Raw genomic sequence first — 12,868 nt, 5'->3', positions numbered from 1 at the left:
GTCACGTCGCCGAGGGGTTTGTCCGGCGTCCCGGGTGCCCTGCGTCACGTGACCCCGGTCTCAGGCCCCGGCGCCCCTGGCACGGCGTCAGGCGTCCGGCCGCACGACCCCGGGCCCGGGCTCCGGAGCCCCACACCGCGGTCAGGCGTCCGGCCGTACGACCGCCAGGATCGGCATCGATCCCGCGCCCGCGACCGTCACTGTCCGCCCCGGACGCGGGGCGTGGACGATCGCGCCGTCGCCTATGTACATCGCGACATGGCTGGCGTCGGAGTTGTAGATGACGAGGTCGCCGGGCCGCATGTCCTTGATGTCCACGTGCTTGAGCTGCTTCCACTGCTGCTGCGAGGTCCGCGGGATCGCCTGCCCGGCGCTCGCCCAGGCCTGTGAGGTCAGGCCCGAGCAGTCGTAGGCCCCCGGACCCTCGGCGCCCCACTCGTACGGCTTGCCGATCTGGGCGGTCGCGTACTCCACGGCCTTTTTGCCCTGGACGGAGGCCTTGCTGCTGATCTCGTCGAGGATCCCGGAGTCCAGCCAGGCGGTCTGCGCCTGGTAGGCGGCCTGTTGCTCCAGCCGGGCCAGCCGCTCCTTCTCCTCCTTCTCCAGCTGGGACTCGAGGTCCTCGGCCGCCGCGATCTGCTTCTTGATCTTCTTCTTGGCGGCGGCCTTGGCCTTGCGGTTGGCCTCCAGTTTGTCCCACTGGGCGGAGGCGTCCTTGGCGTACTGCTCCAAGTCCTCCTGGGTGCGGGTCATTTCCGCGATGAGCCCCTTGGTGGCGCGCTGGCCCTGGAGCACGCGCCCGGTGCCGTCGAGGAACTCCTGCGGGTCGTCGCTGAGCATCAGGTGGGCCTCGTCGGGCAGGCCGCCGTTGCGGTACTGGGCGGCGGCCGCGCTGCCGGCGCGCTTCTTCAGCTCGGCCAGCCTCTCCTGGCCCTCGACGATCTTCTTCGCCAGCGCCACGATCGCGGCCGACTGCTGGTCGGCGGCCTCCTCGGCGGCGTTGTACGCGTCCGTGGCCACGGCGGCGTCGTGATAGAGGGCGTCCAGCTTCGCGCGTACGGCCTCAAGGTCCTTGCCCGCGCCGGTGGTCGGGGCGCCGGACGGGCTGGTGGACGGCGAGGGCGTCGGGCCCGGGGCGGCGAACGCCGTGCCCGGTGCCGCCAGGACGGTGACCGCGCAGACCACGGTGACGGCGGCTGTGATCAGCCCGCGCTTGCCCGCACCCATACTCCTGCCCCCAAACCTGATTTACCGTCAGTAACTTACGGACGCTTGGGGGATCGTGCCATGTCGTGCCGCAAAGCGACAGAGGCTGTGCTCGGTGCGGCTTCGGGCCGCTCACATGGTGCTTCCCCCCGTTCCGGCCTCCGCACGACGATCTCCCCGCCTGTGTGACGAACGACTCACGGAGATCGTTCCCCGCAGGTCAGGGCGCGCGGGGGAGTTCACCCTCGCGGTGCCAACGCCCCCCACGCCACGGTCACTTCCCCCTGCCGCCACCGCACCGGCCGGTCCAGGACCGGCCAGTCGGCCGTCAGGTCCCGCACCGCGCGCGTCCAGCGCTGCCGGGCGCCGTAGGAGGCGTAGGGCGCGGCGGCGGCCCAGGCGCGGTCGAAGTCCCGCAGGAAGGCGTGCACGGGCTCGCCGGGCACGTTCCGGTGGATCAGCGCCTTCGGCAGCCGCTCGGCGAGGTCGGAGGGCCGCTCCAGTGACCCCAGACGGGTGGCGAAGGTGACCGTCCGCGGCCCCTCCGGCCCGAGCGCGACCCACACGTGCCGGCGCCCGATCTCGTCGCAGGTCCCCTCCACGAGCAGCCCGTCCGGCGCCAGCCGTGCGCACAGCCGCGCCCAGACCTCGGCGACCTCGCCCTCGTCGTACTGCCGCAGCACGTTGGCGGCCCGGACGAGCAGCGGCCGCCCGGTCACGGGGATCTCGAACCCGCCGTGCCGGAACGCGAGCCCCTCGCGCTCGTACGGCTTCGCGGCCGCCACGCGCGCCGGTTCGATCTCCACCCCCACGACCCGCGCGCGGGGAGCGACGGTCCGCAACCGTGCGAGCAGCTCGACGGCGGTCCAGGGGGCGGCCCCGTACCCCAGGTCGACGGCGAGGGGTTCCCCGGCCCGACGCAGCGCGGCCCCGTGGGTCGCGGCGATCCAGCGGTCCATGCGCCGGAGCCGATTGGGGTTGGTCGTCCCGCGCGTGACCGTGCCCACGGGGCGGTGGGCTGCGCGGGCTGTCATGCCTACGAGGGTATGCGCCCGGAACACCCCGGCCCCACCCACCCGAGCACACCCCCCACGCACCCAGACCCCGAACAGTTGAGCGACATCCGGTAATACCCAGGCAAAATTCCCCGCGCCCGGAATGGGAACCCGCCCCTGCGATGTTGCACCCCCGTGGAGGGCCCGCCCTCCGTCCGGCATGCCCGCAGCGAGGAGGACCGCCACGTGAGCCAGTACGTCGGCAGGCTCGGGCGTCGCTCCCCGGCCACGCCCCCGCGCCTGCGGCTGCACCGCCGCCCCCGCCGTATCGCGATGCTCTCCGTGCACACCTCCCCGCTCCACCAGCCCGGCACCGGCGACGCGGGCGGCATGAACGTCTACATCGTCGAGCTCGCGCAGCGCCTGGCCGCGATCAACATCGAGGTCGAGATCTTCACGCGCGCGACGACGGCCGCCCTGGAGCCCACCGTCCAGCTCGCCCCCGGCGTCCTCGTCCGGCACGTCGACGCGGGCCCCTACGAGGGTCTCGCCAAGGAAGAGCTCCCCGCCCAGCTGTGCGCCTTCACCCACGGCGTGATGCAGGCCTGGGCCGGCCACCGCCCCGGCCACTACGACCTCGTCCACTCCCACTACTGGCTCTCCGGCCACGTCGGCTGGCTCGCCGCCCAGCGCTGGGGCGTGCCCCTGGTCCACGCCATGCACACCATGGCCAAGGTCAAGAACGCCAACCTCGCCGACGGCGACACCCCCGAGCCCGCCGCCCGCGTCATCGGCGAGACCCAGATCGTCGACGCCGCCGACCGCCTCATCGCCAACACCGCCGAGGAGGCCGACGAGCTCGTACGCCACTACAGCGCCGACCCCGGCAAGGTCGCCGTCGTCCACCCCGGCGTCAACCTCGACCGCTTCCGCCCCGCCGACGGCCGCGCCGCCGCCCGCGCCCGCCTCGGCCTGCCCCAGGACGCGCTGATCCCGCTCTTCGCGGGCCGCATCCAGCCCCTGAAGGCCCCGGACATCCTCCTGCGAGCCGTCGCCGTCCTGCTCGACGAACGCCCCGAACTGCGCTCCCGCCTGGTCGTCCCCGTCGTCGGCGGCCCCAGCGGCAGCGGTCTCGCCAAGCCCGAGGGGCTACAGAAGCTGGCGGCCCGGCTCGGCATCGCCGACGTCGTACGGTTCCGCCCGCCCGTCGGCCAGGAACAGCTCGCCGACTGGTTCCGCGCCGCGTCCGTCCTCGTGATGCCGTCGTACAGCGAGTCCTTCGGCCTGGTCGCCATAGAGGCCCAGGCGGCCGGCACACCCGTCCTGGCGGCCGCGGTCGGCGGACTGCCGGTCGCGGTCCGGGACGGCCGTACCGGATTCCTCGTACGAGGGCACGACCCCGCCGACTACGCGCGCGTGCTGCGCGCCTTCGCCGACGACCCGCAGACGGCGACCCGCATGGGCGCGCAGGCCGCCCGGCACGCCCAGTCCTTCGGCTGGGACACCGCCGCCGCCGCGACCGCGGACGTCTACACGGCCGCGATGCAGGCGCACCGGCGTCGCGTACGCTCCCACCATGGCTGACACGGAGACGGAGAAGGCGGCACGGGTCATCGAGGGCGTCCTGAAGGACGCCGAGCTGGAGTGGGAGAGCCCCGCCGCCGGCACCTACGTCGTCCAGCTCCCCGGCACCCGCAAGCTGAAGACGACACTCTCCCTCCTGGTCGGCCGGCACTCCCTGTCCCTGAACGCCTTCGTCATCCGCCACCCCGACGAGAACGAACAAGGCGTCCACCGCTGGCTCCTGGAGCGCAACCTCAAGCTGTACGGCGTGAGTTACGCCGTCGACCAGCATGGCGACGTCTACCTCACCGGCAAGCTCCCGCTGGCCGCCGTGACCCCCGACGAGATCGACCGCCTGCTCGGCCAGACGCTGGAGGCGGCGGACGGCAGCTTCAACACCCTGCTGGAACTCGGTTTCGCGTCCGCCATCCGCAAGGAGTACGAGTGGCGGGTGGCCCGGGGTGAGCCGACGCGCAACCTGGACGCGTTCGCCCACCTGACGCAGCGCCCGGCCGAGAGGCCGGACCGGTCCGGCTGACCCCGGGCCGGCGCCTCAGGAGTCGCCGGGCGGCAGGGACGAGTCCGGCCGGGGCTCGCCGGTGGGGTCGCTCTTGTCGAGCTCGTCGGCGAACGCGCGCAGGGCGTCCGCGAGTTCCTTCTTGGTGGGCAGCTCGTCGACCTTCTTGTCGAGCTCCGCGACACGCCGGTTGAGCTCGTCCAGCTCGCTGGGCGCGGACGGCCCGTCGGTGGGTTCCTCGGTCGGTTCGTCGGTGGGTTCCTCGGTGGGCTGGTCCGGTTCCGTGAACGTCGGGCTCGGGTTGCCGCCGCCGGTGGTGCCGCCGTCGGTGCCGCCACCGCCGGAGCCGGAGCCTGAACCGCCCGTGCCGCCGTCCGCCGGGACGCTGATCTCCACGGAGGGTTCGGCGGTGGGCTCCTCGTCCGAGGTCGCCGCGAGGGCGGCGCCGACGCTGAGTACGACCAGGACGGCCGCGCCGGCGACGGCGGTCGAGAAACGTCCGACCCGCACGGTGCGGCGGGGCTGCGAAGTGCCTTGGGTGTCCTCTGAGTTGTCCATGGACCGACGCTAAGCGGCGTTGATCACCGGACGGGCGCCTTCCGCCGAAGGCACGTCGGCCGGGCTCCGGCGGGGCCCGCCTACCGGGACTTCGTGTACCGCCCCGGGGTGACCCCCACCAGCTTCCTGAAGTGCCGGGTGAGGTGGGACTGGTCGAAGAAGCCGGTGGCGGCGGCCACCTCGCCCGGCCGCACCCCGTCGAGGAGGAGCCGCCGGGCGCGGTCGACGCGGCGGGAGGTGAGGTACTGGTGCGGCGCGATGCCGTAGGCGGTGCCGAACGCCCGTACCAGATGCGCGGGATGCGCGTGCAGCAGCGCGGCGGCCTCGTCGAGGGCGATCCCCTCCACCACCCGCTCGTCGAGGAGCTCGCGCAGCCGCCGGGCGAGCGCCGGGTCGGCCCGCGGCACCTCGGTGACGAGCCGCGGCCGCAGCCGGGCGGTCAGCCGCTCCCCGATGAACGTCAGCCTGCTCGCGGCCTCCAGCTCGTCGCCGGGACGGTCCAGGGTTTGGTGCAACTGCCCCACACGCCGTCGCAGCAGCGGGTCGCGCAGGTCGGGGGTGTCCACGGCGGAGCCGACGAGCTCCTCGGCGAGCAGCGAGGTGTCGAGATAGACGACCCGCTTGCGGAAGCCGTCCGGGGAGGCGGGGGAGCCGTTGTGCGGGACGTGCGGCGGCAGCAGGGACACCGTGTCGTGCGGGGTGCCGTGCTCGTGCCGGTCGAGGTCGTACCGCACGGCCCCGTCGTCCACGATCAGCAGCGTCCACGCGTCATGGACGTGCATCGGATAGGCGTACCCGGTGAAGTGCGCGTGGAAGACCTCCACGACGCCCGGGACGGCGGGGCGCCAGGCGGAGACGGTCTGCCGGGTGGCCATGCAAAGAACGTACAAGACGAGGTCGGACGACGTTCGGCAGTCTCGGGGCATGAGCGACGACACACCCATCCGGTTCGACACGAAGATCGCCGTCCTGCTGCGGGCGGACCTGGAGCCCTGGCAACGCCTGAACGTCACCGCGTTCCTCGTCAGCGGCCTCGGCACGACCGTCCCCGAGGTGGTCGGGAAGCCGTACGAGGACGGCGACGGGGTGGCCTATCTGCCGATGTTCCGGCAGCCGGTCATGGTCTTCGAGGGCACGAAGGAGACGCTGACGGCGGCGCACGCGCGTGCGCTGTCCCGGGCGTTGCCGTGCTCGGTCTTCACGAGCGACCTCTTCACGACGGGCAACGACCGCGACAACCGGGCGGCGGTGCGCGCCGTGGGGACGGCGGAGCTCGACCTGGTGGGGCTCGCCGTGTACGGGGCGCGGAACGGGGTCGACAAGGTGGTGAAGGGGGCGCGGATGCATCCGTGAGGGGCGTCAGGCGCGCTTCCTCGACGGGGTCGGCCGGTCGCGGGCGGGGACCGTGACCGGGGTCGCGTCCGGGACCTTGCCCAGCGTCTCGTCCAGGGCCTCGTCCAGGACCTTCACCAGGGTCCCGTCCGGGCCCTCGGTCGGAGCCCCCTCCAGGCCGGCGGCGTACGCGTCCTCGGCGGGCAGGCCGCGCATCAGCACGGCGTACCCGACTCCGGCCACCGTGCCGACGACCGCGCACAGACCCCACAGCCACCGTGCGCCGTAGTGGTCGATGATCAGGCCGGACATCAGCGGCGCCACGAGGGAGGCGACGGCCCAGGACAGGGTGTACATGCCCTGGTAGCGGCCCCGGCCGTGGGTGGGGGAGAGGCGGACGACCAGGCTGGTCTGGGTGGGGGCGTTGACGATCTCGGCGAGGGTCCAGACGCAGACCGTCAGGGCGAAGACGCCGATGGAGCCGGCGAAGGCGGTCAGTCCGAAGCCGTACCCGGCGAGCAGCGACGAGACGACGAGCAGCCGGCGGGGGTCGCGGTGCTGGATGAACCGGGTGACCGGGATCTGGAGCGCGACGATGAGGATGCCGTTGACGGCGATGGCCATGCCGTAGTCGGCGGGCGTGAACCCGGCCTCGCCCATCGCGACCGGGAGCCCGACCGAGCCCTGCTGGAAGACGAAGGCGATGAGGAAGGACAGCCCGACCACACCCATGTACCGCCCGTCGCGGAGCACGGTGCGAAGACCGACCTCGTCGTCCGCCCCCTTCTCGGCGGCCGTGCGCTCGGGCCGCGACTCGGGCAGCTTCAGGAAGACGACGATCGCGCAGACGGCGGTCATGCCGGCCTCGATGAGGAAACCGGCGAGATAGCTGAACTCGGCGATGAACCCGGCGCCCATGGAGGACACGGCGAATCCCAGGTTGATCGCCCAGTAGTTGAGGGAGAAGGCGCGCACCCGGTCCTCGGGCCGCACGATGTCGGCCATCATCGCCTGCACGGCGGGCCGCGAGGCGTTGGAGGTCATGCCGACGAGGAACGCGACGGCGGCGATGGCGGCCGGGTGGTGCATGAACCCGAGCAGGGCGACGGACAGGGCGGTCGACCCCTGGGCGAGCAGCAGCGTGGGCCGCCGCCCGAGCCGGTCGGTCATCACCCCGGCCCCGACGGAGGAGACGACGCCGCCCAGCCCGTGCAGGGAGGCGACGAGGCCGGCGTAGACGGCGGAGTACCCGCGGTCCAGGGTCAGATAGAGCGCCATGAAGGTGGCGACGAAGGCGCCGAGCCGGTTGACGAGGGTGCTGGTCCACAGCCACCAGAACTCGCGGGGGAGCCCGGAGACGGACTCACGGACGGCGCGTCTCACGGCGGTTGGTGACATGGCGGATCCCCCGGTGCGGTGTAAGTGCTGCTGGCGGCGTGAGCAACTTACAAGTGGCGTGCTGGGAGAGGCCACTCAATTAACAGATCGGGTCAACCGTCCGCCTGCCGAGCGGGGCGCGCGAGGGATCAGACAGGTGGATTACGCTCATACGCATGGCCGACGCACCGTACAAGCTGATCCTCCTCCGCCACGGCGAGAGCGAGTGGAACGCCAAGAACCTGTTCACCGGCTGGGTGGACGTCAACCTGAACGAGAAGGGCGAGAAGGAGGCGGTCCGCGGTGGCGAGCTCCTGAAGGACGCCGATCTCCTGCCCGACGTGGTCCACACCTCGCTCCAGAAGCGCGCCATCCGTACCGCGCAGCTGGCCCTGGAGTCGGCGGACCGCCACTGGATCCCGGTCCACCGCTCATGGCGCCTGAACGAGCGTCACTACGGCGCCCTCCAGGGCAAGGACAAGGCGCAGACCCTCGCGGAGTTCGGCGAGGAGCAGTTCATGCTCTGGCGCCGCTCCTACGACACGCCCCCGCCGCCGCTCGAGGACGGCACGGAGTTCTCCCAGTCGGCCGACCCGCGCTACGCGACGATCCCCCCGGAGCTGCGCCCCCGCACGGAGTGCCTCAAGGACGTCGTCCACCGCATGCTCCCGTACTGGTACGACGGCATTGTCCCCGACCTCCTCGCCGGCCGCACGGTCCTGGTCGCCGCCCACGGCAACTCGCTGCGCGCCCTGGTCAAGCACCTCGACGGCATCTCGGACGCCGACATCGCGGGCCTCAACATCCCGACCGGCATCCCGCTGTCCTACGAGCTGGACGCCGACTTCAAGCCCCTCAACCCCGGCGGCACCTACCTCGACCCCGACGCGGCCGCGGCGGCGATCGAGGCGGTAAAGAATCAGGGCAAGAAGAAGTAACACGACGCCAACAACCCCCCGCCTGCGGCTCCGGTGCAGGTGGGGGGCTTTTTCGTGGTCGCGGGGCGGATCCGCGGACCTGCGTGGACCGGGCCGTCGCCCCCGGGATGTGCCCACGGCCACAGCGGGCGGGTTTCGCGAGGGCGCATACTGAAGCATGACAAGACCTGCGGCACCCAAGCGTCATCTGCCCACCAGCCCCTTCCCGGCCCCGGTCGCACCGGTTCCCAAGCACTTCGACCTGGGCGATCAGGTCACGCACGACGTGTACGGCCTCGGCTCCGTGATCGGCGTCGAGGAAGGGATCGCGATGCTGGTCGACTTCGGCTCGGCGCAGATGCGGATCCTGAGCCCGTACGCCAAGATGACCAAGCTGTAGGGCCACTGTGCCCCCTCACGGCACACCAGGTCCCGCCCGGGACCTGTAAGGAAAGGCAGACCTCTCATCGAACCGACGTCGCTGTTCTCCGCCCCCGAAGGGCAACCCCGTCGCTCCACCGCGGTATCGCCGTCCCCGGCGACGGACCCCTTCCAGTCCCCGGACTTCGGGGACACCGAGCCGTACTGGCCCGAGGAGGCGGAGGACGCACAGGAGCCCGCCCCGCGCAAGCGTGGGGCGCGGCACAGGGCGGCCTGACGCCCAGGGCACGCGCCTGAAGCCGCCGGCGCGGTCCAGGCGGAACCGGGCGCCCGGGGCCGAGGGCGCCCACCCCTCGCACAGGGCCCGCGCAACGGCCGCCGCGGCAGGACACCGGTGCGGCCGCCACGCCGGGCGCACAGCCCCCACCGGTCGCCGCCCGGCGCGCGTCGCGGCGTGAGCGCCCGGGCGCGTCACGCGATCGACAGCGGTACCGCGTGGATCTCGTCCGCCTTGTGCCCCGTGCGCTCGTGGATGCGCTGCACCGCCTCGGCCGAGGGCGCCTCGGACAGGCAGTAGACCGTCCCGGACTCCGGGTCCGCCCACGCCCGCTGGAAGTGGACGCCCTCCTCGTTCTCTATGTCGAGGTCGGCCTGGTGCGCCTGCTGCAACTGGTCGGCCGTGATGCCCTGCATTCCGTGGTGTACGTCCATGAACTGCGCCATGACCCGCACCTCCTTCGCACTTGCCGCTCCCTCCATGCTGCGCCCCCAGGGGCCGGAGCGGCGACCGCAGACGGGAAGGGCCCCGGCGTGATCACCGGGGCCCTTCACGGTCGTACGACGTCAGGCGCGGTGTCAGCCGCACTGGCAGGGGTTGCCCGACTGGCACCCGCATCCGCAGCCCGAGCCGCAGCCGCACGCGCCGATCAGCATCAGGTTCCGTGTCTCGGCGGGCCGCTCGGTCTCGCGCTCCTGCGTCGGGTCGGGCGTGGTGCTGGGGGATTCGGCCATGGGTCCTCCTCGAGGCAAGGGTCTGAACTCCCGGACCTCGCATCAGACCCTGTGCTCATTGCATGCCCGCCGACGCGGTCGCATCAACGGCGCACGGAGGCTCGTGAGCGCCCCGAACAGGCTCCGTCCCGCCGGGTCAGGCCTCTTCCACGCCGGTCGCCGGCTGGATGTCCGACTGCAACTCGTCCGCGTGCTCACCCGTCACCAGGTACACCACCCGCTTCGCCACCGACACCGCGTGGTCCGCGAACCGCTCGTAGTAGCGGCCCAGCAGGGTCACGTCCACCGCCGTCTCGATGCCGTGCTTCCAGCGGTCGTCCATCAGGTGCTGGAAGAGCGTGCGGTGCAGCAGGTCCATCTCGTCGTCGTCCTGCTCCAGTTGGAGCGCGAGATCGACGTCCTTGGTGATGATGACCTCCGCCGCCTTCGCCATCAGGCGCTGCGCGAGCTGGCCCATCTCCAGGATCGTGGCGTGCAGGTCGTGCGGGATCGCCCGCTCCGGGAAGCGCAGCCGCGCCAGCTTCGCCACGTGCTGGGCGAGGTCGCCCGCGCGCTCCAGGTCCGCCGACATGCGCAGGGACGTCACGACGATACGGAGGTCCGTCGCCACCGGCTGCTGGCGGGCGAGCAGGGCTATGGCCCGGGCCTCCAGCTCGTGCTGGAGGTCGTCGACCCTCTGGTCGGCCTCGATGACGCTCTCGGCCAGCTTCAGGTCGGAGTCGAGGATGGACGTCGTGGCGCGCCCGATCGCCGAGCCCACCAGCCGGGCCATCTCGACCAGACCGTCGCCGATCGAGTCCAGTTCCTCGTGGTACGCGTCCCGCATCAGGGGTCCCTCTCTTACGTCTGCCTCGGGGGTTCCGGGGGCCAGAACCAGCCGCCCGAGACTCCGGGACGACGGGCGCTGTGAACCCCACGCTCCCACGTTCGGCCCCGTACGCGTCGAATTCCGTCACCCCAAATGAACCGTCCCTGGCTCCAAGGTGAACTCTGGGCGACGAGTGTTCGAGCTCGCACCCGGATGGCTGTGGCCAGGAGCGATCTCGTGCCTAACCTGGGTGCATGGACGTGAACGCGGCGGTCGCCGCAGTGGCAGCGATCGCCGGAGCAGTGACCGGCGTGATCGCCATGCTGGCGTTCCGCTTCAGCGAGCGGGAGCAGAAGCGCCCCACCCGCACCTCATTGCACACCGACCCGGTGCTCCCGCCGGGCGTGGACACCGTCCTGTCCGTCCTGCGCTCCTCCGCCGTCGTCCTGGACGAGGCCGACGGGGTCGTCAAGGCCAGCTCGGCCGCCTACGCCCTCGGCCTGGTCCGCGGCGGCAAGCTCGCCGTCGAGCCCATGCTCCAGATGGCCCGCGACACCAGGAGAGACGGAGAGATACGACAGGTCGAACTCGACCTGCCGAGGCGCGGCACGGGACGGGGCGAGGCACTCGCCGTGTCCGCCCGTGTCGCGCCTCTCGGCTCGCGGCTGGTCCTCCTGCTCGTCGAGGACCTCACCGAGGCCCGCCGGATCGAGGCGGTCCGCCGCGACTTCGTCGCCAACGTCAGCCACGAGCTCAAGACCCCGGTGGGCGCCCTGTCCCTGCTGTCCGAGGCCGTCATGGACGCCTACGACGACCCCGAGGCGGTCACCCGCTTCGCCGGCCGCATGCAGATCGAGGCGACCCGGCTGACCAACCTGGTCCAGGAGCTGATCGACCTCTCCCGGGTCCAGAACGACGACCCCCTGGAGGACGCCGAGCCCGTCCGCGTCGAGGAGCTGGTCGCCGAGGCGATCGACCGCTGCCGCCACCAGGCCGGCACCAAGAACATCACCATGGCCGCCGGCGGCACCGCGGACCTCAGGATCTGGGGCAACCGCGGCCAGCTCGCCGCCGCGCTCGGCAACCTCGTCGAGAACGCCGTGAACTACTCCCCGGCCCGCACCCGCGTCGGCATAGCCGCCCGCCGGGTGACCTCGCCCGGCGGGGACCTCATCGAGATCGCCGTGACCGACCAGGGCATCGGCATCTCCGACAAGGACAAGGAGCGCATCTTCGAGCGCTTCTACCGCGTCGACCCGGCCCGCTCCCGCCAGACGGGCGGCACCGGCCTCGGTCTCGCGATCGTCAAGCACGTGGCCGCCTCCCACGCGGGGGAGGTCACGGTGTGGAGCTCCGAAGGCCAGGGCTCCACGTTCACCCTGCGGCTGCCGGAGGCGGGGGCTGCCCGCGACCGCGCACAACAGAACACCGACCTCGGCGACGAGGACGGCCCCGACCCATCCCCGTACGAACCGCTTCCCGCCCCGGAGGTCCTTCCGTGACCCGAGTGCTCGTCGTCGAGGACGAGGAGTCCTTCTCCGACGCCCTGTCGTACATGCTCCGCAAGGAGGGCTTCGAGGTCGCGGTCGCGACCACGGGCCCCGACGGACTCGACGAGTTCGAGCGCAACGGCGCCGACCTCGTCCTCCTCGACCTGATGCTGCCGGGCCTGCCCGGCACGGAGGTGTGCCGGCAGCTGCGCGGCCGCTCCAACGTCCCCGTCATCATGGTGACCGCCAAGGACAGCGAGATCGACAAGGTCGTCGGCCTGGAAATAGGAGCCGATGACTATGTCACCAAGCCGTTCTCCTCGCGCGAGCTGGTCGCCCGCATCCGCGCCGTCCTGCGCCGCCGCGGCGAGCCCGAGGAGGTCACCCCGGCGGCCCTGGAGGCCGGTCCGGTCCGCATGGACGTGGACCGCCACGTGGTCACGGTCTCCGGCTCCAAGGTCGACCTGCCCCTCAAGGAGTTCGACCTGCTGGAGATGCTGCTGCGCAACGCCGGCCGCGTCCTGACCCGCATGCAGCTCATCGACCGGGTCTGGGGCGCCGACTACGTCGGCGACACCAAGACCCTCGACGTCCACGTCAAGCGCCTGCGCGCCAAGATCGAGCCGGACCCGGGCGCGCCCCGGTACCTGGTGACGGTCCGCGGCCTCGGCTACAAGTTCGAGCCGTAAGCCGTACGACGAACGAAGGGCGGG

The 12,868-nt window shown here is 72.0% G+C and carries 15 protein-coding genes; 7 read left to right on the top strand and 8 right to left on the bottom strand.

The genetic code is table 11. The annotated features are described in order from the left end of the window. Positions 1-141: 141 nt before the first annotated feature. Together ACH41F_RS19260 and ACH41F_RS19255 are read right to left on the bottom strand one after the other, a co-directional pair. A complete protein-coding gene (locus tag ACH41F_RS19260; protein WP_391234076.1) occupies positions 142-1,227 on the bottom strand; it encodes an NlpC/P60 family protein in 1,086 nt (361 codons plus the stop codon). 218 nt (positions 1,228-1,445) lie between these two features. Further along, positions 1,446-2,240 carry a class I SAM-dependent methyltransferase gene (locus ACH41F_RS19255; protein ID WP_391234077.1) on the bottom strand — a complete coding sequence of 265 codons (795 nt, stop codon included), beginning with the start codon at positions 2,238-2,240 and terminating at the stop codon, positions 1,446-1,448. A 207-nt stretch (positions 2,241-2,447) separates the two neighbouring features. Between ACH41F_RS19255 and mshA the strand changes: the two genes are divergently transcribed. Beyond that, a complete protein-coding gene (gene mshA / locus ACH41F_RS19250) occupies positions 2,448-3,785 on the top strand; it encodes a D-inositol-3-phosphate glycosyltransferase (RefSeq protein WP_391234078.1) in 1,338 nt (445 codons plus the stop codon). Continuing rightward, positions 3,778-4,302 carry a YbjN domain-containing protein gene (locus tag ACH41F_RS19245; protein ID WP_391234079.1) on the top strand — a complete coding sequence of 175 codons (525 nt, stop codon included), beginning with the start codon at positions 3,778-3,780 and terminating at the stop codon, positions 4,300-4,302. Before mshA ends, ACH41F_RS19245 begins: the two co-directional genes overlap by 8 nt. A gap of 15 nt (positions 4,303-4,317) precedes the next feature. Here ACH41F_RS19245 and ACH41F_RS19240 read toward each other — a convergent pair whose 3' ends face one another. Next, positions 4,318-4,839, bottom strand: a complete 522-nt coding sequence (locus ACH41F_RS19240; RefSeq protein WP_391234080.1) for a hypothetical protein — start codon at positions 4,837-4,839, stop codon at positions 4,318-4,320. Between the two features lie 80 nt (positions 4,840-4,919). After that, entirely contained in the window at positions 4,920-5,714 is a 795-nt protein-coding gene (locus ACH41F_RS19235; protein WP_398836685.1) for an AraC family transcriptional regulator, read from the bottom strand. 49 nt (positions 5,715-5,763) lie between these two features. Here ACH41F_RS19235 and ACH41F_RS19230 point away from each other — a divergent pair, with 49 nt between their 5' ends. After that, positions 5,764-6,192 (top strand): DUF2000 family protein, encoded by a 429-nt coding sequence (locus tag ACH41F_RS19230; protein WP_398836683.1) that lies wholly within the window; start codon positions 5,764-5,766, stop codon positions 6,190-6,192. A gap of 6 nt (positions 6,193-6,198) precedes the next feature. Here the strand turns inward: ACH41F_RS19230 and ACH41F_RS19225 are convergent, their stop codons facing one another. After that, on the bottom strand, positions 6,199-7,569 hold the full coding sequence (locus ACH41F_RS19225) for an MDR family MFS transporter (protein WP_398836681.1): 1,371 nt from the start codon (positions 7,567-7,569) through the stop codon (positions 6,199-6,201). Between the two features lie 155 nt (positions 7,570-7,724). Here ACH41F_RS19225 and ACH41F_RS19220 point away from each other — a divergent pair, with 155 nt between their 5' ends. After that, entirely contained in the window at positions 7,725-8,486 is a 762-nt protein-coding gene (locus ACH41F_RS19220) for a phosphoglyceromutase (protein WP_391234084.1), read from the top strand. Between the two features lie 157 nt (positions 8,487-8,643). Then, on the top strand, positions 8,644-8,865 hold the full coding sequence (locus ACH41F_RS19215) for a hypothetical protein (RefSeq protein WP_391234085.1): 222 nt from the start codon (positions 8,644-8,646) through the stop codon (positions 8,863-8,865). A 452-nt stretch (positions 8,866-9,317) separates the two neighbouring features. Here the strand turns inward: ACH41F_RS19215 and ACH41F_RS19210 are convergent, their stop codons facing one another. From ACH41F_RS19210 to phoU, 3 genes are all read right to left on the bottom strand, one after another. Continuing rightward, entirely contained in the window at positions 9,318-9,569 is a 252-nt protein-coding gene (locus ACH41F_RS19210) for an SCO4226 family nickel-binding protein (protein ID WP_391234413.1), read from the bottom strand. A gap of 132 nt (positions 9,570-9,701) precedes the next feature. After that, a complete protein-coding gene (locus tag ACH41F_RS19205; protein ID WP_391234086.1) occupies positions 9,702-9,857 on the bottom strand; it encodes a hypothetical protein in 156 nt (51 codons plus the stop codon). A gap of 136 nt (positions 9,858-9,993) precedes the next feature. Further along, complete coding sequence (gene phoU / locus ACH41F_RS19200) at positions 9,994-10,683, bottom strand: phosphate signaling complex protein PhoU (RefSeq protein WP_391234087.1); 690 nt, start codon at positions 10,681-10,683, stop codon at positions 9,994-9,996. A 236-nt stretch (positions 10,684-10,919) separates the two neighbouring features. Between phoU and ACH41F_RS19195 the strand changes: the two genes are divergently transcribed. Together ACH41F_RS19195 and ACH41F_RS19190 are read left to right on the top strand one after the other, a co-directional pair. Next, a complete protein-coding gene (locus ACH41F_RS19195; protein ID WP_391234088.1) occupies positions 10,920-12,167 on the top strand; it encodes an ATP-binding protein in 1,248 nt (415 codons plus the stop codon). Further along, a complete protein-coding gene (locus ACH41F_RS19190; RefSeq protein ID WP_015659563.1) occupies positions 12,164-12,844 on the top strand; it encodes a response regulator transcription factor in 681 nt (226 codons plus the stop codon). The genes ACH41F_RS19195 and ACH41F_RS19190 overlap by 4 nt, the downstream gene beginning before the upstream one ends. The last annotated feature ends 24 nt before the right edge of the window (positions 12,845-12,868 follow it).

Origin of the sequence: Streptomyces sp. NPDC020489, from assembly GCF_044386545.1 — a bacterium.
Classification (GTDB): Bacteria; Actinomycetota; Actinomycetes; order Streptomycetales; family Streptomycetaceae; genus Streptomyces.
Note: the sequence above shows the minus strand (reverse complement) of the source record. Positions and strands in the feature narration are given on the sequence as shown.